Here is a 24,389-nt window from a genome sequence, read left to right as displayed (position 1 = left end):
GCGCTCTCGCGCTCCGGCGCTCAGCCGCCGAAGACGTCTCCCGTCCATCCGGTCAGGCGCGCTTCGAAGTCGGCCGCGGAGGTGATGTCCTGGGCCGGGATCGCACCGCCCGCCTCGTGCTCCCCCGCCGTGACCAGCTTCTCCTCCCAGCCGGCGGCCAGGTAGGACACGTCCGCCCAGCCCCCGCGGAAGAGCACCACCTCCAGTTCCGCACCGGTCAGCGGGTCGGCCAGCCGCAGGCCGACCGAGTCCGGATCGACGACCCGGGCACGGTCCGTCTCCAGCGGCTGCGGCCACGGGGCGAGCCAATCACGCCAGGTGAGCGGGCCCACCGTCAGCCGGGCCGCACGCCACCCCGGGGCCCGGGCGGCGATCCGCGCGGCGGCGTCGTCGAGGTCCACCACACGTTCCATGGCAGCTTCCGGTTCCTCTCCGGCGGCGATCGTTCTCGTTGACAGCGTGTCCGCGGCCTGGCTCTAATGGGGGCGTGCAGCGCGGCGTCGGCCACAGAGTAGTGGGCCGGCCGACAGCCGAGCGAGCACCTTTCCGAAGGGACGATGCGCGATGAGCACTCTCTCCGCTTCCCTGATCTGACGCCGGGCGGTCACCGCGCTGCCCGCGTGCGCGAACCGTGCCCCGTGACGGACGTCTACGGACGCCGACGGATGTCCGCGGACGTCGCCGGACGCGCGACCAGCCGTATCACCGGCTCCGGCACTCGGCACAGCAGGTGACCGCGACTTCCCCTTTCCTCTCTGGAGATCCACCACACACGCATGCCCATGTCCTTCAACCAGAACGTCATCGAGGAGTTCCGCGCCAACGGCGGGCGGGTCGGCGGCCCGTTCGAGGGCGGCGACCTGCTGTTGCTGACCACCACCGGGGCACGCTCCGAGCGGCCGCACACCGTGCCGCTCGGGTACGTCCGGGCGGAGGGGCTGCTCCTGGTCGTCGCCTCGGCCGCCGGGGCACCGGAACACCCCCAGTGGTACCGCAATCTCCTCGCCCACCCGGTGGTCCGGGTCGAGATCGGCGCCGAGGCCATCGACAGCGCAGGATTCGGCGTCGAGGCCTTCGACACCGTCGCCGTGCCCGCCGAAGGCGACCGCCGGGAACGGCTGTTCGCCGCCGTCGTCCGGCAGGCTCCGGGCTACGGCGACTACCAGGCGCACACCGACCGGGAGTTGCCGGTCGTCGTCCTGGAACGACCCGAGCCGCCCTCCGTCAGCCCCGCCCCGGTGGTGCGCAGCCTCGCCGACAAGCTGCTGGAGGCGCACACCTGGCTGCGCGCACAGCTGCGCCACGTACGGGAGGAAGCGCACGCCCACCTCCCGGGCCGACCGGCCCCGCTCGGGCTGCAGCTGCGCCAGCACTGCCTGGCCTTCTGCGACGGGCTGACGCACCACCACACCGGCGAGGACACCGCCGTGTTCCCCGCCCTCGCGCGCAGCCACCCGGAGCTGGCCGACGTCCTGGCGCGGCTCGACGAGCAGCACCGGGCCATCGGGCGGATCAAGGAGGAGCTGGTGGCCCTGCTGGCCGGGATCACGGTCACCGAACCGGAGCGGCTCCGTACGGAGCTGGACCGGATGTCCGCCGAACTGGAGGCGCACCTCGACTTCGAGGAGGCGGAACTCCTGCCGGTCCTCGCCGGCATCCCCTTCCCGCCGACCGGACCGGCCTCGGGCAGGCCCGCGCCGAACGGATCCTCGCCGAACGGATCGGCGCCGAACGGCCGCTGAAACGGCGGTGCCGCCGCCCCCTCCCGAAGCGTGGGAGGGGACGGCGGCACCGGCATGCCCCAGGACGGAACAGTGCCCGTCGGAGCCCGTCCGTTACGACGGTCCGCCAAAACGGTTCGCTACGGCGGCCCGCCACGACGACCGCTGCGGGCCGATTCGGCTCCTACGGCCCTTGCGGCCTACCGTCCTCAGGAGGCCGAGAACACCGGCAGGTAGCCGCCGGACTGGCCGGCCGCCTTCGGGTGGTAGCTCTCGTCGACCGGCAGGGTGGCGCTGTTCAGCCAGGTGGTCAGCGAGCCGCAGATCTCGTGCTCGGTGAAGACGTTGCGGACGTCGCCGAAGGCGAAGCCGGCGTTGGCGGCCCGCTTGGCGAGGACGCCGTCCAGGGTGTCGGCGGCACTGTTGATGGCGGCGCGAGCCGTGTCGCCGATACCGAAGATGCAGCTGCCGCCGATCTTGTAGATGTGCGGGTAGCCCATCACCACGACGTGGGCGTTGGGGGACTTCGACTTGATCGCCGAGTACACCTTGTCCAGCTGGCCGGGCAGGGTGGTGGTGGCGTAGTTCTTGGCGGTGTTGACGGCGTTGACGCAGTCGGACTCCGAACCGAGGACACAGGTCTGCATGGTGTCGGCGAAACCGGCGTCGTTGCCGCCGACCGAGATGCTGACCAGCGTGGTGCTGGCGTCCAGCGCGGAGATCTGGCTGTTGAGGATGTCACCGGTCTTGGCGCCCGAACAGGCCACGAACTTGAAGGAGGACGGCGCGTGCGCGTTCTTCCAGAGGTACGCGTACGCGTTGGTGCTGCGCTTGCAGCTGCCGCTGTCGCTCAGGTAGCTGCCGGCACCGACGCCGGAGGAGTACGAGTCCCCGAGGGCCACGTAGTTGACACCGGCGGCGTTCGCGGACGACGCGGCGAAGAGCGTCGTCATGGTGAGGCCTGCCGCTACGGCGGCGATGGACAGGGCACGGGCAGGGCGGATCATCGCATCTCCAGTGGGGTGGCGTGGCGAGGGTCACAGAAGTGATACCAGGCGGTAGCCAAACCCGGAAGCGGTCATGCCAAGGATATTGACGGGCCGTCCGACAGCCCGGAGATGAATTGCCGCCGACAATCCGGGATTTCGCCCAGGTCAGCGGGGGTACGCGGTGACGCGCGTAGCGCAGCGCGCGTAGACCGGCAACTTGCGGAAGTTCTGTGCACGGTAAGCGGGGGGCCTCCGCCCGGCTACCGCCGAGTCAGATTCGAAGCGGGTGCCGAGGGACGCAGGGGGGGCTGACGGAACACCTCAAGGCACGTCAGAAGGTGGGCGGAACAGGGCATCCGCGGAACCGGTGAAATTCACCGGTGAGCCTGATCGGACCCGTGCGGCTGATTGGACGCGTGCGGCTGACGGTTGACGTCCGCCATGGCCGCGCCTGCCGCGCCTGCCGTACGTGCCGCGCGATGTGGCAGCGCGTCAAGGCAGCACGGCGGGACACCACGCCAGGGCAGCGCATCAGGGCGCCCCGCCGGGACGTCGCGCAGGGGTACGGCGACGCGCGTGGTCAGCCGTGCACGCCGGGGCGGCCACCACCGAGGTGCACGGCACCCGGGTAGACGGCGCCCGGGGAGACCGTGCAGCCCTCGACCGGCAGCTCCTCGATCGCCTCGTTCGCGGCCGCGGGCACGCCGAGCCAGCTCGCCGCGGTGGCGACCGCCGCCCGGGCCTGGCGCAGCCCGGGCGCGCCCCAGCCGAGCAGCTCGACGGCGAGGCCCGGCGCGACCAGCAGTCGCCGGTAGTGCCGGCCCGAGGCCGGGTCGGCCACGCTCGGGCCGACCGCCCGCAGCGCCGCCGCCATCCGGACCCGCGCGCACTCGTGCCCGCCGTTCGCCGAACCGACCCGGTCGTAGAGGTAGCCGAGGTAGTACGGCCGGCCGATCACGGCCTGCGCCTCCTCGGCGGCCTCCCGGGCCAGGGCGGCCGCCGGATCACCGCCGTCCTCCGGCTCCAGCGACCCCCCGGGCAGCGAGCAGATCCCGTCCCTGGGGTTCACCAGCGTCAGCACCCGCCCGTCCGGTGCGAACAGCCACCCCCAGGACTGCTTGACCGGCAGCCCCTCCGGCACCTGCTCGCCCGGCCGCCACGGCCAGCCCGCGGTGGGACGCCGCCGCACCTTCCCGAGCAGTTCGGCGATCTCCGCGCTGTACTCGATCGGGCTCATGCTCTCGCCCCGCGGCGCTCGGCGGGGGTGCTCGCCCCTGCGCACCCCCTGGCACCGAGCTCGCTCCGCTCGCTCATCCGTCCCCCTCTCGCTGTCGGGCTTCGCCGGACCGGCGGTGCGCGGGGAGGACCTGCAGGGCGCGGTACGGAGCGGCCGGAGCGGCGGCGTGGGGCACCGCACGCTCCTGCTGTTGATCTTCTCCGAATCTTCCCCGAACAGGCGGTCGATGAACAGTCCCCAGCGCCGCATGGTGGACGCGGAGGCGGCGAACGCGGTGGACGCGGAGGCGACGAGCCCCCCGATCACCCCAGCGGCCCACCCCCTTCACCGGCGCCCCGGAAGCCGGGCAGCGGGAACCCGGGCCGAGGGTCCACCCCGGGCGGGAACGGCATCCCACGCGCGGCGTCGTCGGCCAGCTCGTCGAACACCTCGTGCGCCGTCATCGGCCGCAGCCGCCCGCCGGTCAACGCCCAGCCGAGCACCGGCGGCCGGAGCCCGGCGTCGTCGGCCGGGGCGGACCGGCCGTCGGCCTGACCGGCGGCCCGGACACCCGCCGACGGATCGCCGTGCAGCAGCAACGCCCCCTCCCCGCCCAAGGCGACGCCCGCCGCGAGCGTGACGCAGAACGCCTCGGCGTCCCGCCCGGCCGGGTACAGCCGCCCCTCCTCCACGCAGACGTCCACCGCCGAGGTGAGCTCCTCGCCGTCCTCCGGGCCGTGGCAGCGCAGCGTCAGCAGGTGGCACCCCTCCCCCGCGCCCTCGGCGAGGGCCAGGTAGACGGACGTCACGTACCGCATCACGGCCGCCATCCGGAACTGCCCGTCCGGATCCTCGCCGACGGCGTCCAGCAGGGCCGCGCAGGCCACGGACATCCGCACCCGCGCCCGGTGGTCGTCCAGCAGCACCGGGAGCAGCTCGGCCAGCCGCTCCCCCGCGTAGACGAACGGCTCCCCCGCCAGCTCGGGATCGCCCGCGTAGGCGACCCGGGCGGCGGGCATCCGGGGATCGAGGCCGAGCGCCTCGCAGTAGTCCTCGAAGTCGCCCGCCTCCAGGACCCGCAGGTGCACCTCCAGCCCCTGCCGGTGCAGGGCCGTGAGCTGCTCCTCCGCCCGCCGCAGGTAGGCCTGGTGCCCGAGCCCGCCGAACAGCCCGTACCGCGCCAGCCCGGCGAAGTCCCCGGCGTCGACGGCCAGGGCCACCGCCACCGGCTGGGGCGGCGGCGCGCCCCGGACCCGCCCGCCGAGCCCGACCGCCCGCGCACCGTCCCCTCCCGCACGGGCCCCCGGCGGCCGGCCGCCCCCGGGCGGCGCCGCCCCGCCGGGCCCGGCGGCCGACACCCCGCCGACACCGCCGCCCGGCCTCCGCCCGGCCATCACCAGCACCCGCCGCCGCCCCCGCGACGGACGCCCCGCCGCAGCGCCCAGCGCCTCGCACACCGACTCCCGCACGACAGTCATGACTCCTCCTTCTCGCTCGCCCGACTCCGGACCTCGTCGGCCGCCCCGACCCGGGGTGGCCGACGCCGAGGAACATACACAGAGCCACTGACAATTCACCCCAAGTAATCGAACAAGCTCAGCGCCACCCTCACCGGCACCGCACGGCACCCGCGGCCCGCCGTCCCCCCGGAACTCCCGGGAATCCCGGGACGTGTGGTTTCCACCGGGCCGGGCGGGATTGTCAGTGCTGCGCGTTAGGGTCGGGGACCATGCGACTGCTGCATACCTCCGACTGGCATCTCGGGCGCTCGTTCCACCGGGAGAGCCTGCACGACGCCCAGCACGCCTTCCTGGACCACCTGGTGGAAGTGGTCCGGTCCGAGGGCGTGGACGCCGTGCTGGTCGCGGGGGACGTGTACGACCGGGCGCTGCCCGGGCTGGAAGCGGTCGCGCTGTTCGACGACGTGCTGCACCGGCTGGCGGACCTCGGGGTGCCGACGGTCTTCATCAGCGGCAACCACGACTCGGCCCGCCGCCTCGGCGTCGGGGCGGGGCTGATCGGGCGGGCCGGCATCCACCTGCGGACCGACCCGGGCGAGTGCGCCGAGCCCGTCCTGCTGGCGGACGAGCACGGCCCGGTGGCGGTGTACGGACTCCCCTACCTGGAGCCGACGCTGGTGCGCGAGCGGTTCGGGCTGGCCAAGGGCGGGCACGCCGCGGTGCTCGGCGCCGCGATGGACCAGGTCCGGGCGGATCTCGCGGCGCGCCCGTCCGGCACCCGGGCGGTGGTGCTGGCGCACGCCTTCGTCACCGGCGGCGCGCCGAGCGACAGCGAACGGGACATCGCGGTCGGCGGCGTCGCCTCCGTACCCGCGTCGGTCTTCGACGGGGTGCACTACGCGGCGCTCGGCCACCTGCACGGCTGCCAGACGCTCGCCCCGCACCTGCGCTACAGCGGCTCCCCGCTCGCCTACTCCTTCTCCGAGGTGAAGCAGCGCAAGACCATGTGGCTGGTCGACCTGGCCGCCGACGGCTCGGTGACGGCCGAACGCGTCCCCTGCCCCGAGCCGCGCCGGCTGGCGACGCTGCGCGGCACCCTCGACGCGCTGCTCACCGAGGAGGGGTACGCCGAGCACGAGCAGTCCTGGGTGCAGGCCACGCTCACCGACGCGGCCCGGCCGAGCGAGCCGATGGAGCGGTTGCGCCGCCGCTTCCCGCACACCCTCCAGCTGCTGTTCGACCCCGAGCGGAGCGAGGCCGAGCCCTCGCAGTCGTACGCGGCGCGGGTCAGCGGCCGCGGGGACCTGGAGATCGCGGAGGGCTTCCTGCGGCACGTCCGCCCCGGTGCCGAGCCGGAGCCGGACGAGCTCGGCTGGCTGCGCGAGGGCTTCGAGCACGTCCGCGAGACCACCGACCGGAAGGCGGACCTGCCCCGATGAGGCTGCACAAGCTCACCGTCACCGCCTTCGGCCCGTTCGCGGGCAGCGAGACGGTGGACTTCGACGCGCTCGCCGCCGGCGGGCTGTTCCTGCTGCGCGGCGCCACGGGCGCGGGCAAGACCAGCGTGCTGGACGCGGTCTGCTTCGCCCTGTACGGCGAGACGCCGGGCGCGCGCCGGGCCAACCGGCTGCGCAGCGACCACGCCGACCCGAAGCGGCTGACCTCGGTGGAGCTGGAGCTGACCCTCGGCGGGCGGCGGCTCCAGGTCACCCGGCTGCCGGAGCAGCGCCGGCCGAAGAAGGTCGGCACCGGCACCACCGTGGAGCGGGCGCAGACCCTGCTGCGCGAGTGGGTCGCCGACACGGGCGACGGCACGCCCGGCTGGCGGGGGCTCAGCAAGTCGCACCAGGAGGCCGGGGAGGAGATCCACCGGCTGGTCGGCATGAACCGGGAGCAGTTCTGCCAGGTGGTGCTGCTGCCGCAGGGCGACTTCGCCCGCTTCCTCAAGGCCGACTCGGAGGAGCGCGGCAAGCTGCTGCGGCGGCTGTTCGACACCGAGCGGTTCCAGTACGTGGAGGCCTGGCTGGCCGAGCAGCGGCGCGGCCAGGAGGCCGCCGTCCAGGCCGGCCGGCGGCGGCTGCGGGACCTCGCCAGCAAGGCCGAGCAGGCGGCTGGCCCGGACGCCGAGCCCGCCGCGGGCTGGGTGCCGGCCGAGGACGACGCCGCCGGCCTGGCCGCCGGGGTGCTGGGCTGGGCGGCGGTCCTGCGCGGCGGCGCGGCCGAGCAGCTCGCCGTCGCCGAGGCCGCCCTCGCGGGCGCCGGGGCGGCCCAGCGCGCCGCCCAGGAGCGGCGCGAGGCCGCCGAGGAGCTGGCCGGCCGGCAGCGCCGGCTCCGGGAGGCAGTGGGCCTGGCCGAGCGGCTGGCCGGCTTCGAGCCCGCCGCGGCCGCGGACCGGCAGCGGCTGGCCGCCGCGCAGGAGGCCGTCGGGGTGGAGTCGGCGCTGCGGCTGCGGGAGAGCGCGGCCGAGGCGCTCGGTCGCGCCCGGCTGGCGGAGCGCCGGCACCGCGAGGCGCTGGCCGGCTCCGGTGGCGAGGGCCGGGAGCTCGCCGGGGCGGACGCCGCCGGGCTGGCCGAGGCCGAGCTGCGGCTGCGGGCCGAGGTGGTCCGGCTGGAGGCCGCCAGGGCGGAGGAGCGGCGCTGCGCCGAACTCGCCCGCGAGCAGCGCTCCCTGACGGAGGACCGGCGAGCCGCCGAGGAGCTGGCCGAGGAGGCCGAGGACTGGCTCGCCGAGTTCGAGGACGGGCTGGCCCGCCTGGAGCAGCAGCACACCGAGGCCCGGTCGGCGACCTCCCGGGTCGAGCAACTGGACGGGCAGCGCGCCGAGTTGACCGTCCGCCTGGGCGCGGCCCGGGAGCGCGACGGCCTGCGCGCCGAGATCGCCGCGGCGGAGCCCCGGGTGGTCGCTCTGCGCACCGCCGCGCTGGACGCCCGCGAGCACAGCCTGGACCTGCGGGACCGCCGGCTCAGCGGCATGGCCGCCGAGCTGGCCGAGCAGCTGCGGGCGGGCCAGGCCTGCCGGGTCTGCGGCTCACCCGAGCACCCGGCGCCCGCCGAGGCCGCGCCCGGCAGCCGGGTCGGCGCCGAGGACGAGGAGCGGGCGCGCCGGGCGCAGGCCGCCGCCGAGCGGGTCTGGACGGAGGCCGACCAGGCGCTCACCGCGCTGCGGGTGCGCGAGGCCACCGCCGCCGGCGCGGCCGGGCCGGACGGTACGGAGGCGCTCGCGCAGGCCCTCGCCGGGCTGGAGCGCGAGCACCGCGAGGCGCGGCACGCGGCGGAAGCCCTCGGCCGGGTCGAGCAGGAGATCGCCCGGCTGTCTCAGGACCGTGCCCGCCGGGTCGACGAGCTGCACGAGGCCAAGGAGCGCGCGGCCGTCCTCTCCGACCGGCTGCTGGCGCTCGACACCGAGCAGCGGGCGCTGACCGCCCGGGTGGCGGCCGCCCGGGGCGAGGCGGCCTCGGTCGCCGACCGGGCCACGGCCCTCACCCGGCTCACCGAGGCGGTCGCCGCGGCCGCGGTCGCCGCCCGGGCGTACGCGGAGGCGGCGGCCCGGCTCGGCGAGGCCGAGGAGGAGCTGGGCAAGGCCGCCGCCGCGGCGGGCTTCCCGGACGCCGCGGCGGCACTGGCGGTGCTGCTGCCGCGCGAGGAGCGCGAGCGGCTGGAGGCCCGGCTGGAGCGGCACCGCGCGGAGACCGCCGCCGTCCGCCGCGAGCTGGCGCTGCCGGAGCTGGCCGAGGCCGCGGTCCGTCCGCCGGTGGACCTGCCCGCCGTGGCGGCCGCGCTCGGCACCGCGACCGACCGGCTCGGCCGGGCGCACGCCGCCCACGCGGCCGCCCGAGAGCGCTGCGGGGCGCTGGCCGCGATCGGGCGGCAGCTGACCGGGCTCGCCGCCGAACTGGCCCCGGCACTGGACAGGTACGGGCGGATCAACCGGCTCGCCGCGCTCGCGGCCGGCACCTCGGCCGACAACCGGCTGCGGATGCGCCTGGAGTCGTACGTCCTGGCGGCCCGGCTGGAGCAGGTCGCGGCGGCGGCCAGCGACCGGCTGGTCCGGATGTCCGGCGGGCGCTACACCCTGGTGCACAGCGACGACCGGGGCACCGGGACCAAGCGCTCGGGCCTGGCCCTGCGGGTGGTCGACGCCTGGACGGGCACCGAGCGGGACACCGCGACCCTCTCCGGCGGCGAGAGCTTCTTCGCCTCGCTCTCCCTCGCCCTGGGCCTGGCCGACGTGGTCACCGACGAGGCGGGCGGCATGCCGCTGGACACCCTCTTCATCGACGAGGGCTTCGGCACCCTCGACGAGCACGCCCTGGAGGAGGTCATGGACGTCCTGGACGGACTGCGCGAGCGGGACCGCGCGGTCGGCATCGTCAGCCACGTCGCCGACCTGCGCAGCCGCATCCCCGCCCAGTTGCTGGTCCGCAAGGGGCGGCACGGCTCGACCCTGGCGCTGGCCGGGCGGGAGGACGCGTAGGGCCTGAACCCCCGGACCCGGGTTCGGAGGTTCAGCCCGAGCAGGCGATCCGCTGCGCCTGCTGCCAGGCGCACACCGGGCAGAGGGTGCTGCCCGGCTGGTCGGCGGGCAGTTCGGTCGGCTCGCCGCACAGGACGCAGTCGGCGCGCGGCCCGGCCGCCCGCGGGTCGTGCCGCAGCGCTGCCTCCGCTCCGCCGTCGGGCGCGAGTTCGCAGACGCCCGCTTCCTGGTTCGCACCGGTGTCGCTCATACCGACTTCCTACTCCGCGCCGCCGCCCTGCCGCAACACGCCGCAGGTGACCGGGCCGTCACCCGCCCCTCTCTCCCCCGCCCCGCCTCGCCTCGCCAGCAGCGAACAGATGTCAGAAAACGTTCGCTGAAAGCTGTCGGCTGAACTCTGTTCGCTGACGTTCGTTCGCTGAAACCTGTTCGCTGGAACCTGTCCGCTGAAGCCCGCCACAGGTCCGCCCCCGCCCCGCCGACGGCCCCCTCCCACCCGGCGGTTACCGTGGCCGGCATGCCCACCGACCTGCACCGACGTCTGCTCGCCGCCCGCGCCACCACCCCGTCGTACCCCGAGGTGGGTGCCACCCGGGACGGGGGCGGGCGGCTCCCGGACGGCTACGCCCATCTGCGGCGGCGGGTCCACCTGGGGCACGGGCCGGAGGTGCTGGAGCGCGCCGGGCGCTACGTGCTCGGCTGGGGCAGCCAGTTGGGCACCGGCTTCGCGGTGCACCCGGCCGGCCCGGCCCGGGAGGGCGGGACGGTACTGCTGCGGCTGAACCTGCCGGGGAGCCGGTGGCCCCGGCTGGTGATCCCCTGCCGGGTGGTGTGGACGGTGGAGGAGCCGGACCGGATCGGCTTCGGCTACGGCACCCTCCCCGGGCACCCGGAGTGCGGCGAGGAGGCGTTCCTGGTGTCGATGGACGCCGGCGGCGAGGTGTGGTTCGAGGTCACCGCGTTCTCCCGGCTGTCCGCCTGGTACGCCAGGCTCGGCCGGCCGGTGGCCCTGCTCTGCCAGCACCTGGCGATCGAGCGCTACCTCGCCGCGGTGGCCGCGCACGTCCGCTGAGCCACCGGGTCCGCCGAGGCCATCCACCGGACCGCCACCCGCGGGACCGCCGCCCGCCGGAGCGCCCGCCGCTCCCGCGCGTCAGCCGAGGAAGGACAGCCGGACGGTCCGGCGCGGGTTGTCCCCGTTGGTGTCGACCAGGACCACCGACTGCCAGACGCCGAGGGCCAGTTGACCGCCGAGCACCGGCAGGGTCGCATGCGGGGCGACCAGTCCGGGCACCACGTGGTCCCGGCCGTGGCCCGGGCTGCCGTGCCGGTGGCGCCAGCGGTCGTCGGCCGGGAGCAGGTCGCGCAGGGTGGCGAGGAAGTCGTCGTCGCTGCCCGAACCGGTCTCCAGTACCGCGATCCCCGCGGTGGCGTGCGGGACGAAGATGTTGAGCAGGCCGTCGCGCCCGGTGGCCCGTTCGTCGAGGAACTCGACGCAGCGGTCGGTGATGTCGAGCGCGACCTCGCGGGAGCCGGTGGTGATCTCGAAGGTGCTGCTCTGGAAGGTGGTGGTCGGGAACGAGCCGGTCTGGGTGGAGTGGTTGTTGTCCGCCATGGCGCCATCCTGTCCCAGGTCAGCGGGCCGGGCGTACTCCCTCGCCGTCTGGCCGTGCCGGGCGGGCAAACTCGCATAGGCTGAAAGGTTCAGACCACATCACCCCGGACGGCCGCGACGCTACCCCCGGCACCGCCCGGACGCCGTCCGGACACACTGAAGACCCGGCGGACCGGACGGTCCACCGGGTCGGTTCCGACCGGGCGGCGGGGAGGGACCCGTGCCGCACCGGTCGGACTAGCCGCGCCCGCCGAAAAGGCTCCGCCGCAGCCGACGCAGCGGCGTCAGCAGCGAGATCCTGGTGTGGCGACGACGGGTCGTCGGGGCCTCGGCGCCGCGCGGCGTGAGCTCCCTTATCAACCCGAGCGCCTCGGCGGTGTCCACCGCCGGGAGTGCGGGCGCGCCGAGCACGGCCAGGTGTCGGTCGATCCGGCGGCCGGTCGTGCCGACACCGCACTGGATCGCCGGCACGCGGGGCCGAGTCCGCACTTGCATGTGTTCCATCAGTTTTTCCCACCCCTACGAGGCGCCAGGGCCGTGAGGCGAAGACTATCCGTGAAGGACGGCCTTCGCGCAACCGTCCTTGGTGTTGTGCCACCGTATCGTGCGGCGTCAACTGACGAAGCACCAGGGGCCGCCCGGCCGGTCACGACTAGGCATCAATGATGGTGCACGACCGGCCATCCGTCACCAGGGCGGGCGGGCGCGAGTGCGGCAACCCTGCGCGTGACGCGCGCCCGGCGCACAGCGGCGCCCCGGCGGCACCCCGCCCACGCACCGCCGGCACCGCCAGCGCCGACCGCCAGCACCGCCCGCTCCCCGCCCGCGTCCCCCTATTAAGGGGACAGCCGCCACATCGACAAAGCGATCACCGACCGGCCCATCGGGCACGGCCCGCCCGGGCATGACCGCCCGAGCGCGGACCCCGATGACGCCGTGACCGACCGACTTCAGGAAGTGAACACATTCGAGGGATTGACTCCCGCCGAACCTCCAAGCAATATCGGATGCACACGCCCGTGCCCGCACCGCACTCAAGCGTGTGTTCGAGTGATGAAGAACTCCGGCTCCCGCGAGCCACTGCCCGGCCGCCTCGACGCTGCGGTGGCCAGGCTCGCGCGGTGCCCGGACCGGCGGTCGGCCGTCGAGGGTCGGCCGGATCGCCACCTGACTGCCGGTGCCGCCCCGCGAGGGGCCCGGCACCGGCGGTTCCGGGTCCGCCACGGACGGCTTGTCCGCCACGGACGGCTTTCACGGACACCCTTCCCGGACACCCCCCGAGCCCCCGCCACAGCCGCGCCGCCGCCACCGCCGCCCAGGCCCCCCAAGGGCCGCAAGGCCCCGGAAGGCCCGCACCGGACGTCCGCGCAGGTCGCGCCCGGTGGATCGGTACACTCGGCCAGCGTGTCCCTCCTCCTCAGCATCGTGCTCCCGGTCCACGGCGTGGAGCGGTACCTCCCGCGCTGCCTCGACTCGATCCTCGGCGACGTCCCCGCCGCCGAGACCCGTTTCGAGGTGATCGCGGTCGACGACCTCTCCCCCGACGGCTCCGGCGCGATCCTGGACGCCTACACGGCCCGCGACAACCGGCTGCGGGTGCTGCACCTCACCGAGAACCAGGGCCTCGGCGGCGCCCGCACCGCCGCCCTGCCGCAGGCCCGCGGCGAGTACGTCTGGTTCGTGGACAGCGACGACTGGGTGCCCGAGGGGACGGTCGGCACGCTGCTGGACGAGCTGGCGCGGGAGCGTCTCCGGGAGACCCCCGCCGACGTGCTGCTCACCGGCTTCACCCACGTCTACCCGGACGGCGGGACGGAGCCCAACCCCTGGCGCCACGCGCTGGCCGACTCCCCGCTGGTCGAGGGCTGCACCCTGGCCGAGCACCCGGCGCTGTTCCAGACCGTGATGTCGGTGTGGAACAAGCTGTTCCGCCGCGCGTTCCTGGACGGCCTCGGCGTCTCCTTCGGCCGCGGCTACTACGAGGACATCTCGGTCACCTACCCGGCGCTGCTGGCCGCCGAGCGGCTGCGCTACCTGGACCGCCCCTGCTACTTCTACCGGCGCGGCCGGGACGGCGCGATCACCGCCACCGCCTCCCCCAAGCACGCCGACGTGTTCGCCCAGTACGACGCGATCTTCGCCTTCCTGGACCGCCCGGACCGCCCCGGCCGGCCCGTCCCGGACTCGCTGCGCACCCTGGTCTTCGACCGGACCGTCCGCCAGGCCCTGAACGTCTACGACACCCCCGGGCTGGTCCCCACCGACCTGCGCAAGGACTTCTTCCAGCGGATCGCCCGGCACTTCGACCGCCACCGTCCGGCCGGTTACCGCTTCCCCGGCGGGGTGCGCGGCGTGCAGTACCGGCTGGCCGCCCGCGGCGCCCGGATCGCGTACGCCGAGCTGCGCCGCACCGGCCGGCTGCCGCGCGAACTCAAGCGCGGGGCACGGGCGGTGGCGCCCGCGGTGAAGAAGGGGATGCGCAGCGGCGCCCGGTTCACCGCGTACAACGCGTTCCGCCGGCTGCCGCTGGACCAGCACCTCGCGGTCTACGCCGCGTACTGGCACCGGGGTTACGCGTGCAGCCCGGCGGCGATCTACGAGAAGGCGAAGGAACTCGCCCCGCGGGTGCGGGGCGTGTGGGTGGTGGAGAACCGCGCCCAGGCCGCCACGCTGCCGCCCGGGGTGCCGTACGTGATCGTCAACACCCCCGCCTACCTCAGGGCGATGGCGACCGCCAAGTACTTCGTCAACAACGTCAACTTCCCCCGCACCATGACGAAGCGGGCGGGCACGGTGCACGTCCAGACCCAGCACGGCACCCCGCTCAAGGCGATGGGCATGGACCTGCGCGACCATCCGGCGGCGGCCGAGGGGATGGACTTCGACCTGCTCCAGGAGGCCGTCGACCGCTGGGACTTCCTGGTCTCCCCCAACCCGCACACCAGCGGGCACTTCGCCCGCGCCTTCCCCGGCCGGTACGAGATGCTGGACACCGGCTACCCGCGCAACGACCGGCTGGCGAACGCCACTTCGGACGAGGTCCGGGCGATGCGCGAGCTGCTCGGGCTGCGGCCGGACACCCGGGCGGTGCTGTACGCGCCGACCCACCGCGGCAGCAAGGGCGGCTACGTGCCGCTGCTGGACGTGGCGGAGCTGGCCCGGCGGCTGGGCCCGGACTTCACGCTGCTGGTGCGCACCCACTACTTCCACGCGGACGGCCCGGGCGACCTGACGGCGGCCGGTGCGGAGTCGGCGCGGATCGTGGACGTCTCGGCGCACCCGACCGTCGAGGACCTCTACCTCGCGGCGGACGTGCTGGTGACGGACTACTCGTCGATGATGTTCGACTACGCGGTGCTGGACCGGCCGGTGGTGGTCTTCGCCCCGGACTGGGAGGAGTACCAGCGGGAACGCGGCGTCTACTTCGACCTGTTCGCGGAGCCGCCGGGCGCGGTCACGGTGGACGCGGACGGGCTGGCGCGGGCGCTGCTGGCGGGCGACCCCGAGCCGGCGGCGCGGGCCGACTTCCGGGCGAAGTTCTGCGTCTGGGACGACGGCGGGGCCGCGGAGCGGGTGGTGCGCCGGGTGTTCCCGGTGGAGAAGGAGAAGTAGGAGGAGCGGCGCGGGAACGTCCGCGGGACCTCCGGACGGGGCCGGCGCCGCCGGTACGGCGACCGGCCCCGTCCGGCACGGGCTCAGCGCCGGCGGGCGGCCAGGAACTCCTCGAAGGTCAGGACGCCGTCGTGGTTGGTGTCCATGCTGTGGATCAGCGCCTCGGCCATCGAGATGGTGACGTCGTGGTCGCCCATCTCGTTGGCGGCCAGAGCGTACTCGGCCGGGGTGATCTTGCCATCGCCGTCCTTGTCGAAGCGGTCGAAAAAGGCCTTGATCGCCTCGGTGGTCTCCATGGTGCCCTCCTGGGTACTGCGGGGTGTCGCTCGGTTCGGACGGCCGTACCCTACCCGGCCGTGGTGTTCGCCACGGTCGCCGGGAGTGGACGCGCGCCGGGGTCGGTGTCGTAGTCTGCGGATCTGATTGCAGGCCCGGGCTCCTCCCGGGCGATCGTTCGTCCAGGGAGGGAATCGTGCTCGACCTCGCCACCAAGTTGGTGCTGAAACCGGTCTCGCGGGGGATCTGGCGGCCGGTCATCGAGGGAATCGGGAACGTGCCGCGCAAGGGCGGGGTGATCCTGGCCAGCAACCACCTGTCCTTCATCGACAGCGTGGTGATCCCGCTGACCGCCCCGCGCCGGGTCCACTTCCTCGCCAAGGCCGAGTACTTCACCGGCAGCGGGCTCAAGGGCCGGCTCTCCAAGGGCTTCTTCGAGGCCATCGGCGCCGTGCCGGTCGAGCGCGGCACCTACCGTTCCGCTCAGGCCTCGCTGGAGTCGGCGCTGGAGATCCTGGAGGACGGCAAGGCCTTCGGCATCTACCCCGAGGGCACCCGCTCCCTGGACGGCCGGCTCTACCGGGGCAAGACGGGCGTCGCCTGGCTCGCGCTGACCGCGGGCGTGCCGGTGGTGCCGGTGGCGCTGGAGGGTCCGGAGCAGATCCTGCCGGTGGGCAAGCGGCTGCCGCGGCTGAAGAAGGTGACGGTCCGCTTCGGCGAGCCGCTGCACTTCGACGAGCTGCACGGGCAGGCCCGCTCGCTGAAGGCCCGTCGGCAGGTGACCGACGAGGTGATGGCGGCCATCCAGCGGCTCTCCGGCCAGGAGGTCGCGGAGAGCTACAACGAGGTCCCGAAGGCGGCCTGACCGCCGGCCCGTCCCGGGCGCACGCGCTCGCACGCCGGCCCGTCCCGCGCACCCGAGCGCGGCGGCCGCCCCGTCGGCCCGACTCGACACGAACCCGGGCGCGCCCGCCCCGTCACACGTGCCCGAGCACGACCGGTTCGGGCTGCCGGGCGGCCTCCGGCACCTCCCGGCGCAGCAGCGCCGCGTACCGTCCGTCCAGCGCCACCAGCTCCTCGTGGGTGCCGAGTTCGACCACCTCGCCGTGGTCCAGGACGGCGATCTGGTCGGCGGCGCGGACGGTGGAGAGCCGGTGCGCGATGGTGATGGTGGTGCGGCCGGCTGCCAGGGTGTCCACAGCCTGCTGGACGGCGTGCTCGGTGCGGTTGTCGAGCGCGCTGGTGGCCTCGTCGAGGATGAGCACCGGCGGGTTGCGCAGGATCGTCCGGGCGAGTGCGAGGCGCTGCTTCTCGCCGCCGGAGAAGCGGTAGCCGCGCTCGCCGACCAGGGTGTCGTAGCCGTCCGGGAGGGCGGCGATGGTGTCGTGGACCTGTGCGGCCCGGGCGGCCTCGACCAGTTCGGCGTCGCTGGCGCCGGGCTTGGCGAAGCGCAGGTTCTCGGCGACCGAGGCGTGGAAGAGGTAGGTCTCCTGGGAGACCACGCCGACCGCGCGGGCCAGGGTGTCGAAGGACAGTTCGCGCACGTCCACGCCGTCCAGGGTGACGCTTCCGCCGGTGACGTCGTACAGCCGCGGGACGAGGTAGCTGAGGGTGGTCTTGCCCGAGCCGGTCTCGCCGACCACGGCCAGCGAGCTCCCGGCCGGGACGGTGAGGTCGACGCCGGCCAGGGTGGGGCGCTCCTGCGCCGGGTCGTAGCGGAAGTCGACGTCCTTGAAGCGGACCTCGCCGCGGATGTCGGTCAGGGTGACCGGGTCGGCCGGCTCGTCGATCTCCACCGGCAGGTCGAGGTACTCGAAGATGCGCTGGAAGAGGGCGAGCGAGGTCTGCACGTCCACACCGGTGGAGAGCAGGCTGACGGTGGGCCGGAAGAGGCCCTGCTGGAGGGTGACGAAGGCGACCAGGGTGCCGACCGAGACGATCGGCGCACCGGCGGCGGAGGTCAGCCCGGCCGCCCAGTAGATCAGCGCGGGCATCGCGGCCATCACGATCTGGATGGTGTTCATCCGCCAGCGCCCGGCCATGCTGGCCCGCACCTCCAGGTCGGCGAGCTGGTCGGACTGCCCGGTGAACTCCCGGGCGAGCGAGCCGGAGCGGCCCATGGTGCGGCCGAGCAGGATGCCGCTGACCGAGAGCGACTCCTGGACCGCCGAGCTCATCGCGGCCAGCTGCTTCTGCCGCTCGGTGGTGATCTTCTTGCGCTCCTGCCCGACCCTGCGGCTGATCCAGACGAACAGCGGGAGCAGCAGCAGCGAGACGACGGTCAGCCGCCAGTCGAGGGCGACCATGGCGACGACGGAGGCGACCACGGCGGTCAGGTTGGAGACCAGGCTGGTCGCGGTGGAGGTCACCGTGGACTGCATGCCGCCGATGTCGTTGGCGATCCGGGACTGCACCTCACCGGTGCGGGTGCGGGTGAAGAAGGCCAGCGACTGCCGCTGGAGGTGGCCGTAGACGGCGGTGCGCAGGTCGTGCATCACGCGCTGGCCGACGGTGGTGGAGATCAGCGTCTGGAGCACGTTGAAGATGCTGTTCACCACGGCGGTCAGGATCATCCCGAGCGCGAGCAGGCTGAGCAGCCCGGTGCGGCCCTGCGGGATGGCGGTGTCCAGGACGGCCCTGAGCAGGAAGGGCGAGACGACCGAGACCACGGCCGAGGCGGCGACCAGCAGCCCGACGACGGCCAGGCGGGCCCGGTACGGGCGGAAGAGCGCGAGGATACGGCGCCACTCGGCCGGTGGGCGGGGTTCGCCCTCGGCTCGCTCGGGCGGGGTCCAGTCGATGGCGGTGGGCCTCAAGGACGGGCCTCCCTGGGTGGGGCGGTCGGGTGCGGGGCAATATAGCGAGGATAGCTCATAGTTAGATAAGCTAATAGTGACTATTGCCCTATTCCTCGTCCGTACAGGCTCCGCGGAGCGCCCGTACGATCCCTGCGGAGCGCGCGTACGGACCCCGCAGAGCCGCCCGACCGCCCCGACCGCCCCGGGCCTCAGTTGGTCCGGTAGGTGCGCGCCGCCTTCGAGGAGACCCCGCCGAGCTTGCCGGAGGGCAGCATCCGGGCGATGGCCACGGCGACCTTGTACCGCTTGCCCGGCACGGACACGGCCCGGCCGCGCGCCAGGTCGCGCATCGCCTCGTCCACCACCCGCTCGGCGGACAGCCAGGACCAGGACGGGATGTTCCCGGTGCCCATGCCGGCCCGCTGGTGGAACTCGGTCCGGGTGAAGCCCGGGCAGAGCGCCATCATCCGAACGCCCGTACCGCCGAGGTCGCGCAGCACGCCCTGGGTGAAACTGACCACCCAGGCCTTGCTCGCGCCGTACGTGCCGCGCGGCAGGAAGGCCGCCACCGAGGCCACATTGACGATCGCACCGCGGCCGCGCTCCCGCATTCCGGGCAGGGCGGCCGTGGTCAGCCGCAGGATCGCCTCGATGTGCACCTTCAGCATGGCCAGCTCGTCCTGGAGCGGGACGGTCCCGAAGGCGCCCTTGTTGCCGAAGCCCGCGTTGTTGACCAGGAGGTCCACCGGGCGGGCGGGGTCGGCGAGTCGGGCCTCGACGGCACCGATGCCCTCGTCGGTCGCGAGGTCGGCGGTCAGCACCTCCGTCTCGATGCCGTACCTGCCGTGCAGGTCGGCGGCGGCGCGCTCCAGGCGCTCGGTGTCCCGGGCCACCAGGACGAGCTGGTAGCCGCTGCGGGCGAGCCGTCGCGCGAAGGCGGCTCCGATGCCGGCGGTCGCGCCGGTGATCAAGGCTGTGGTCATGCCCCAGACCGTACCGACTCGCCGCTTCGGGACCCACACCGAGGGCGATTTCCCAGCTCAGAGAGTTGCGGATGCAGCCCCCGGGAGGTGCTCGTACTGTCGAACGGGGGCATCGTCCGACCGGGCGGTGAAATCCAGACGAGGAGGCACTTCTGATGCTTACTCAGTTCCGGACCGAAACGGCTACGACGTCGCACAGCGCGACACTCGAAGCCGAGACACTCGCGAGCCTGATGGTGGAGGACGAGGCCGTCGTGTCCGACGCGCCCACGTACCTGCCCGAGGCCGCCGGCGCGGTGCTGCTCGCCGCGCTGCTGCTCCTCTCGCCGAAGGGCCCCAAGGAGAAGCCGACCCGGTAGGGCGACTTCCCCCCTGTCGGGCCTCGCGCCCGTGACCGACCCTCCTGAAGGGGGACCAGATCACCATGCCAACCGCCGAGACCCCTCTCCGTGACGAGTACGCCGCGGCGGTCGAGCGGGTGGCGGACCGGACCCTCGCCGTCCTCCGGGACGGCGAGGGCACGGCCGCACTCGCGGACCCCGACACCGTGGTGCCCCGCCCGCTGCTGGCCGCAGTCCGGGTGCTCGGCGCGGACCTCTTCGCACCGCAACTGCTCACCGGCGCGCAGCCCGACGACACCACCGCCGCGCTGCTGGCCGAGGCACGAACGGCCTTCCCCGCACCCACACCCTCCTCCGCGGAGGCCGCGCTGGTGATCGGATGGCAGGACTGGGCGGCCGGAGGACTGCTCGCCCACACGCCGTACGGGGCGGCCGTACAGACCCCCGCGCCACTGTCCGACCCGGAGGCCGTCGGCTGGCAGGCGTGGTCGAAGCGGATGGCCCAACTGTCCTCCCTGGCACTGCCGACGCTGGACGGCCCGGTTCACGACGCCGCCCGCGCGAACACCCTGCACCTCGCCCGCGGCGCCGTCCGCAGCATGCTCCGGCGCGACCCCACCACGGCTGTACGGCTCGCCCGGTGGCTCTCCTGGGCCCGGGCCGACGGCCGGCCGCTCCGACTGGAGATCGAACCCGTCCTGGACCGGATCCGCCTGGCCGGCGACGGGACGTCCCGCTCCGTGCTCGAACTCACCATCGCCCAGCGCATGTTGGAAGGAGCGCCGAAATGACCGAAACCTCGGTGCTCGCCACCGCCCAACAGCTCGGCTCCCGGTCACTGGCCTGGCTGCACGCCGGCTACCAACGCGGCTACAGCCGGCTGGAGGAAAGCACCATCGTCGACCTGGCCGACCCTGAGGACGTCTACAAGCCGCTCTGCGAAGCCGCGTTGGCCTCTTCCCTGGTCCTGCGCGACGGCGTCACCGGCCCGCACGACGCCCGCCTCGCGCGGGAACTCCTCGAAGCCGCCTGGGCCCAGCTGGGAGAGGGCGACCTGCTGCTCGAACGACAGCTGCGGCACGTCACCCTCGTCGACCCGCTGGAGACGTACGGCCACTTCGCCCGGTCCGGCTACCGCCACGCCGCCATGGAGGAGTTGCTCACCTCGATCGGCCGGCTCCGCGCCGTGCACGCCGTCGAGATCCAGGGCAGCCGCCACCTCGCCCTCGCCAACGCGCGGCGGATCTCCGGCCTCGAACCGCAGCCGGACTGGCCCCGGCTGGCCCGGAACACCTGGCTCGGCGCCCTCCCCGAGCCGTGGACCGTCGCCTGGGTGATCGCCTACCAGGTCACCCACACCGTCTTCCACCTCACCGACTGGGGCGCCCGGCCCGAGTGCCTGCCCAAGCCGATGCGTGACTACCTGCGCGACTGGCTGCCGGTCTGGCTCGACATCTGGCTGGAGATCGAGCAGTGGGACCTCGCCGGCGAACTGCTCATCGTGGACTCGTGCATCGGCGAACCGGTCACCGGCCGGACCGGCTGGGAGGCGCTGGCAGCGGCCCAGCAGGCGGACGGGATGATCAAGTGCGAGGGCTCCGCACCCGACAACGAGGACCCGGAGGAGGACTTCCGCCAGCACTGCCACACCGCGGTGGTCGGGGTGGTGGCCGCCAACGTCGCGCTCTCCCGGGCCCTCGGCGGCACGCCGGTGGCCCCTTGAACGGGTTGGACGCCGCGGTCACGGCGGTGGTGCGGGCGGCCGAGCCCTACGCCACCGCCGTGACCGTCGCCCTGGCCCGCGGCGACCTGGCGGAGGTGCGCTGCTTCGGGCGGGTCCACCACGGACCGGCCGCCGCGCCCTGCACCCCCGACACCGTCTTCGAACTCGGATCCATCAGCAAGACGTTCACCGCACTGCTGCTCGCGGAGATGGTCGCCCGCGGTGAACTCGCCCTGGACGACCCGGTCGAGAGCAGGCTGCCGCGCCGCTGGCGCGCCGCGAAGGTCCACTCGCCGGAACCCATCCGGCTGCTGCACCTGGCCACTCACACCTCGGGCCTGCCCGGACTGCCCCCGGGACTGCTCGCGAAGGCGGTCCCGGCCTGGTTCAGCAACCCGTACCAGACGTACGGCGACGATCAGTTGAGGGACGCACTGGCCCGAACGACCGTACGTGGACAGCCCGGTAGCAGGTACGGGTACTCCAACTACGGAGTCGGACTGCTCGGCCGGGTGCTCGCCGAGACGGGCGGGCTGCCGTACGGGGAACTGCTCGTCGACCGGGTCTGCGGACCGCTGGGGCTGCGGTCCACGACCTGCGCCCCGGACCTGCCGGGCCGGGCCACCGGCTACCGGCGCGGACAGGCGCTCCCGCCCTGGCACATCCCCGGGCTGCCCGGAGCCGGCGCGGTGCGGTCCGACGGGACCGATCTGCTGCGCTACCTCCGCGCACACCTGGACGACGGGCCGGCGGCGGGCCCGGGCAGCGGGCTGAAGGCCGCCCTGCGGGACGTCCGGCGGCTGCGGCTGCGGTTGCCGCACTCGACCGACCGGATCGGCCTGGTCTGGATGCACCGCCGCTCGGGCGACCGGGACCTGTTCTTCCACAGCGGGGGCACCCGGGGGTTCACCGCCTTCGTGGGCTTCTCGCCGGAACGTTCGGCGGCCGTCGCGGCGGTGGCCAACACCGCTCCGGCGCTGAACGGACGGTTCGTCCAGGCGGGGTACGAGGCACTGCGGGTCGCCAGCCGGCTCTAGCCGGCGAGGAGACGCCCTAAACCGCCACGGCCTTGGCGCGGTCGGCGGCGATGTGCACGGCGAGGCCCGCGAGGACGGTGCCCATCACGTAGCGCTGGATCCGCAGCCAGCCGGGGCGGCGGTTGAGGAAGGCCGCGATGCCGCCCGCGCTCACCGCGATCAGGCCGTTGACGGTGATCGCTATCGCGATCTGGGTCAGGCCCAGCAGCAGGCTCTGCAGGGCGACGTGACCGCGTTCCGGGGCCACGAACTGCGGCAGCAGCGAGATGTACATGATGGCGATCTTGGGGTTGAGCAGGCAGGTCAGGAAGCCCATCGCGAACAGCCGGCGCGGCGGGTCCGGCGGCAGCTGCTGCGGGGCGAAGACCGCCGTGCCGCCCGGCTTGACCGCCTTCCAGGCCAGCCAGAGCAGGTACCCGGCACCGGCCAGCTTGATCGCGGTGTAGAGGGCGGGCACCACCGAGAACACCGCGGCCACCCCCGCCGTCACCGCGACCAGGTAGACCAGGAAGCCGGCCGCGACCCCGGTCAGCGAGATCAGCCCGGCGCGGCGGCCCTGCGCGATCGAGCGCGAGACCAGGTAGATCATGTTCGGCCCGGGCGACAGCACCATGCCCAGGGCCACGGCGGCGATCCCGAGCAGGGCCCGGCCGTCCACGGCGGATGTCAACGCGTCCATGCGAGGAGGCTAGGACGGCTCATCGGGTCAATGCAATGATGACTTTGCCCTCGGTGCAATCCGGCGCCCGAGACCCTGGAGGAGCGAACGTCGATGGACGACTACCGCCTGATCGCCGACCGGATCGCCGCCGAGATCGCGGACGGACGACTGCGGCCCGGCCAACAGCTGCCCACCCAAAGGGCGTTCGCCCGCGGCCGGGGCATCGCCAACTCGACGGCGGGGCGCGTCTACCGGGAACTGGCCCGGCGCGGGCTGACCGTCGGGGAGGTCGGGCGCGGGACCTTCGTCCGGGCCGGGCGGGCACCGGACAGCACCCGGGTGGCACTCGCGGAGCCGGCCGCCGCCCCCGTGGACCTGGAGCTCAACTACCCCGACGTCGCCGGGCAGGCCGAACTGCTGGCGGGCGCACTGGCGCCGCTGCTGCGGCCGGACGCGCTGGGCGAGGCGCTGCGGCCGGTCGGCGCGGCCGGGACGGGCGCGGCACGGCGGGCGTTCGCCGGACTGGTGTCGGCCGGCTCCTGGGAGGTCGGGGCGGAGGACCTGCTGTTCGCCGGCAACGGGCGGCAGGCCATCGCCGGGGCCCTGTCCGCGCTGGTGCCGCCCGGGCAGCGGCTGGGCGTGGAGGAGCTGACCTATCCGGTGGTCAAGGCGGCGGCGGAGCGGCTGGGCATCGTGCTGGTGCCGCTGGCCGTGGACGAGTACGGGCTGCTGCCGGACGCCGTGGCGGCCGCCCACCGGGCCGGACCGCTGCGCGCGGTGTACATCCAGCCGCGCCTGCAGAACCCGCTCGGCGCGAGCCTGCCGCAGGAGCGGGTGGTGGCGCTCGTGGCGGTGCTGCGGCGGCTCGACCTGCCGGTGGTCGAGGACGCCGTCTGGTCCTTCCTGCGGCCGGAGTCGGTGCCGCTGGCGGCGCTCGCGCCGGAGCGCACCGTCCTCGTGGACAGCCTCTCCAAGCGGCTCGCCCCGGGGCTGACCACCGGGTTCGCGGTCGTCCCGGCGACGCTGCGCGAACGGGTGGCGGGCGCCCTGCGCTCGGGCGGGTGGACGCCGGGCGGCTTCGCCCTGGAGGCGGCGGTGCGCTGGATCGGGGACGGCACGCTGGCCTCGGTGGAGGCGGCGAAGCGGGCCGACGCGACGGCCCGGCAGCTGCTGGCGCGCGAGGTGCTGGCAGGGCAGCGGCTGCGGTCCGACCCGTGCTCGTACTACCTGTGGTGGGAGCTGCCGACCGGCCGACGGGCGGAGACCTTCGTCGCGGAGGCGGCGCGGGCCGGGATCTCGGTCACGCCCGCGGTGGCCTTCGCCGTCGATCCCCGGCGCTCGCCCTCCGCCGTCCGGGTCGGGCTCGCCTCGCCCCCGCTGCCGGTGCTGGCGCGGGCGCTGGAGACGCTGGCGGGGATCGCGGCGGGGGCGGGTGACGGCGAACGACGAACAGCTGACAGCTGACAGCTGACAGCTGACAGAT

General features: G+C 74.3%; 22 protein-coding genes. 11 read left to right on the top strand and 11 right to left on the bottom strand.

Annotated elements, in window-relative coordinates:
* Positions 1-20 precede the first annotated feature (20 nt).
* Positions 21-413, bottom strand: a complete 393-nt coding sequence (locus AMK13_RS25905; RefSeq protein ID WP_074004282.1) for a hypothetical protein — start codon at positions 411-413, stop codon at positions 21-23.
* A gap of 363 nt (positions 414-776) precedes the next feature.
* Between AMK13_RS25905 and AMK13_RS25900 the strand changes: the two genes are divergently transcribed.
* Positions 777-1,742: a nitroreductase/quinone reductase family protein gene (locus AMK13_RS25900; RefSeq protein WP_074004281.1), complete on the top strand. Its 966-nt coding sequence runs from the start codon at positions 777-779 to the stop codon at positions 1,740-1,742.
* Between the two features lie 188 nt (positions 1,743-1,930).
* Here the strand turns inward: AMK13_RS25900 and AMK13_RS25895 are convergent, their stop codons facing one another.
* The 3 genes from AMK13_RS25895 to AMK13_RS25885 all read right to left on the bottom strand — a co-directional run bounded on the left by AMK13_RS25895 (position 1,931) and on the right by AMK13_RS25885 (position 5,404).
* The gene (locus AMK13_RS25895; RefSeq protein WP_074004280.1) at positions 1,931-2,728 is read right to left on the bottom strand and encodes an SGNH/GDSL hydrolase family protein; all 798 of its coding nucleotides are present in this window, start codon (positions 2,726-2,728) and stop codon (positions 1,931-1,933) included.
* Positions 2,729-3,290: 562 nt separating this feature from the next.
* A complete protein-coding gene (locus tag AMK13_RS25890) occupies positions 3,291-3,947 on the bottom strand; it encodes an NUDIX domain-containing protein (RefSeq protein ID WP_074004279.1) in 657 nt (218 codons plus the stop codon).
* Positions 3,948-4,249: 302 nt separating this feature from the next.
* A complete protein-coding gene (locus AMK13_RS25885) occupies positions 4,250-5,404 on the bottom strand; it encodes a hypothetical protein (protein ID WP_074004278.1) in 1,155 nt (384 codons plus the stop codon).
* A gap of 251 nt (positions 5,405-5,655) precedes the next feature.
* On the opposite strand from AMK13_RS25885, the gene AMK13_RS25880 reads away from it, so the two are divergent.
* Both AMK13_RS25880 and AMK13_RS25875 read left to right on the top strand, forming a co-directional pair.
* The gene (locus tag AMK13_RS25880) at positions 5,656-6,825 is read left to right on the top strand and encodes an exonuclease SbcCD subunit D (protein WP_074004277.1); all 1,170 of its coding nucleotides are present in this window, start codon (positions 5,656-5,658) and stop codon (positions 6,823-6,825) included.
* On the top strand, positions 6,822-9,860 hold the full coding sequence (locus tag AMK13_RS25875; protein ID WP_074004276.1) for an AAA family ATPase: 3,039 nt from the start codon (positions 6,822-6,824) through the stop codon (positions 9,858-9,860). The genes AMK13_RS25880 and AMK13_RS25875 overlap by 4 nt, the downstream gene beginning before the upstream one ends.
* Positions 9,861-9,891: 31 nt before the next feature.
* On the opposite strand, the gene AMK13_RS25870 is transcribed toward AMK13_RS25875, so the two are convergent.
* Positions 9,892-10,110, bottom strand: coding sequence for a hypothetical protein (locus tag AMK13_RS25870; protein ID WP_074004275.1), 219 nt, complete (start codon positions 10,108-10,110; stop codon positions 9,892-9,894).
* 267 nt (positions 10,111-10,377) lie between these two features.
* On the opposite strand from AMK13_RS25870, the gene AMK13_RS25865 reads away from it, so the two are divergent.
* The gene (locus tag AMK13_RS25865) at positions 10,378-10,932 is read left to right on the top strand and encodes a DUF1990 family protein (RefSeq protein WP_074004436.1); all 555 of its coding nucleotides are present in this window, start codon (positions 10,378-10,380) and stop codon (positions 10,930-10,932) included.
* Positions 10,933-11,013: 81 nt separating this feature from the next.
* Here AMK13_RS25865 and AMK13_RS25860 read toward each other — a convergent pair whose 3' ends face one another.
* The gene (locus tag AMK13_RS25860; RefSeq protein WP_049650624.1) at positions 11,014-11,475 is read right to left on the bottom strand and encodes a YjbQ family protein; all 462 of its coding nucleotides are present in this window, start codon (positions 11,473-11,475) and stop codon (positions 11,014-11,016) included.
* A gap of 237 nt (positions 11,476-11,712) precedes the next feature.
* A complete protein-coding gene (locus AMK13_RS25855; protein ID WP_049650625.1) occupies positions 11,713-11,979 on the bottom strand; it encodes a hypothetical protein in 267 nt (88 codons plus the stop codon).
* A 900-nt stretch (positions 11,980-12,879) separates the two neighbouring features.
* Between AMK13_RS25855 and AMK13_RS25850 the strand changes: the two genes are divergently transcribed.
* Entirely contained in the window at positions 12,880-15,087 is a 2,208-nt protein-coding gene (locus AMK13_RS25850; RefSeq protein ID WP_074004274.1) for a bifunctional glycosyltransferase/CDP-glycerol:glycerophosphate glycerophosphotransferase, read from the top strand.
* Positions 15,088-15,170: 83 nt separating this feature from the next.
* On the opposite strand, the gene AMK13_RS25845 is transcribed toward AMK13_RS25850, so the two are convergent.
* A complete protein-coding gene (locus AMK13_RS25845) occupies positions 15,171-15,383 on the bottom strand; it encodes an EF-hand domain-containing protein (protein WP_049650627.1) in 213 nt (70 codons plus the stop codon).
* Between the two features lie 176 nt (positions 15,384-15,559).
* Here AMK13_RS25845 and AMK13_RS25840 point away from each other — a divergent pair, with 176 nt between their 5' ends.
* Positions 15,560-16,228: a lysophospholipid acyltransferase family protein gene (locus AMK13_RS25840; RefSeq protein ID WP_074004273.1), complete on the top strand. Its 669-nt coding sequence runs from the start codon at positions 15,560-15,562 to the stop codon at positions 16,226-16,228.
* 112 nt (positions 16,229-16,340) lie between these two features.
* Here the strand turns inward: AMK13_RS25840 and AMK13_RS25835 are convergent, their stop codons facing one another.
* Both AMK13_RS25835 and AMK13_RS25830 read right to left on the bottom strand, forming a co-directional pair.
* Positions 16,341-18,179: an ABC transporter ATP-binding protein gene (locus tag AMK13_RS25835; RefSeq protein WP_074004272.1), complete on the bottom strand. Its 1,839-nt coding sequence runs from the start codon at positions 18,177-18,179 to the stop codon at positions 16,341-16,343.
* A gap of 191 nt (positions 18,180-18,370) precedes the next feature.
* Positions 18,371-19,144, bottom strand: a complete 774-nt coding sequence (locus AMK13_RS25830) for an SDR family NAD(P)-dependent oxidoreductase (RefSeq protein ID WP_074004271.1) — start codon at positions 19,142-19,144, stop codon at positions 18,371-18,373.
* Between the two features lie 155 nt (positions 19,145-19,299).
* Between AMK13_RS25830 and AMK13_RS25825 the strand changes: the two genes are divergently transcribed.
* The 4 genes from AMK13_RS25825 (at position 19,300) to AMK13_RS25810 (ending at position 22,245) form a co-directional block, all read left to right on the top strand.
* The gene (locus tag AMK13_RS25825; protein WP_049650631.1) at positions 19,300-19,503 is read left to right on the top strand and encodes a hypothetical protein; all 204 of its coding nucleotides are present in this window, start codon (positions 19,300-19,302) and stop codon (positions 19,501-19,503) included.
* A gap of 65 nt (positions 19,504-19,568) precedes the next feature.
* Positions 19,569-20,276: a hypothetical protein gene (locus tag AMK13_RS25820; protein ID WP_074004270.1), complete on the top strand. Its 708-nt coding sequence runs from the start codon at positions 19,569-19,571 to the stop codon at positions 20,274-20,276.
* Positions 20,273-21,208 carry a DUF6895 family protein gene (locus AMK13_RS25815; RefSeq protein WP_074004269.1) on the top strand — a complete coding sequence of 312 codons (936 nt, stop codon included), beginning with the start codon at positions 20,273-20,275 and terminating at the stop codon, positions 21,206-21,208. The genes AMK13_RS25820 and AMK13_RS25815 overlap by 4 nt, the downstream gene beginning before the upstream one ends.
* A complete protein-coding gene (locus AMK13_RS25810) occupies positions 21,205-22,245 on the top strand; it encodes a serine hydrolase domain-containing protein (protein ID WP_074004268.1) in 1,041 nt (346 codons plus the stop codon). The genes AMK13_RS25815 and AMK13_RS25810 overlap by 4 nt, the downstream gene beginning before the upstream one ends.
* A gap of 16 nt (positions 22,246-22,261) precedes the next feature.
* Here the strand turns inward: AMK13_RS25810 and AMK13_RS25805 are convergent, their stop codons facing one another.
* Positions 22,262-22,924: a LysE family translocator gene (locus tag AMK13_RS25805; protein ID WP_074004267.1), complete on the bottom strand. Its 663-nt coding sequence runs from the start codon at positions 22,922-22,924 to the stop codon at positions 22,262-22,264.
* A gap of 93 nt (positions 22,925-23,017) precedes the next feature.
* Between AMK13_RS25805 and AMK13_RS25800 the strand changes: the two genes are divergently transcribed.
* The gene (locus AMK13_RS25800) at positions 23,018-24,370 is read left to right on the top strand and encodes an aminotransferase-like domain-containing protein (RefSeq protein ID WP_074004266.1); all 1,353 of its coding nucleotides are present in this window, start codon (positions 23,018-23,020) and stop codon (positions 24,368-24,370) included.
* The last annotated feature ends 19 nt before the right edge of the window (positions 24,371-24,389 follow it).

The organism is Streptomyces sp. CB02056 (assembly GCF_001905545.1).
GTDB lineage: Bacteria > Actinomycetota > Actinomycetes > Streptomycetales > Streptomycetaceae > Kitasatospora.
The sequence above is the reverse complement of the archived record's forward strand: the minus strand, read 5'-3'. Positions and strand labels throughout refer to the sequence as shown.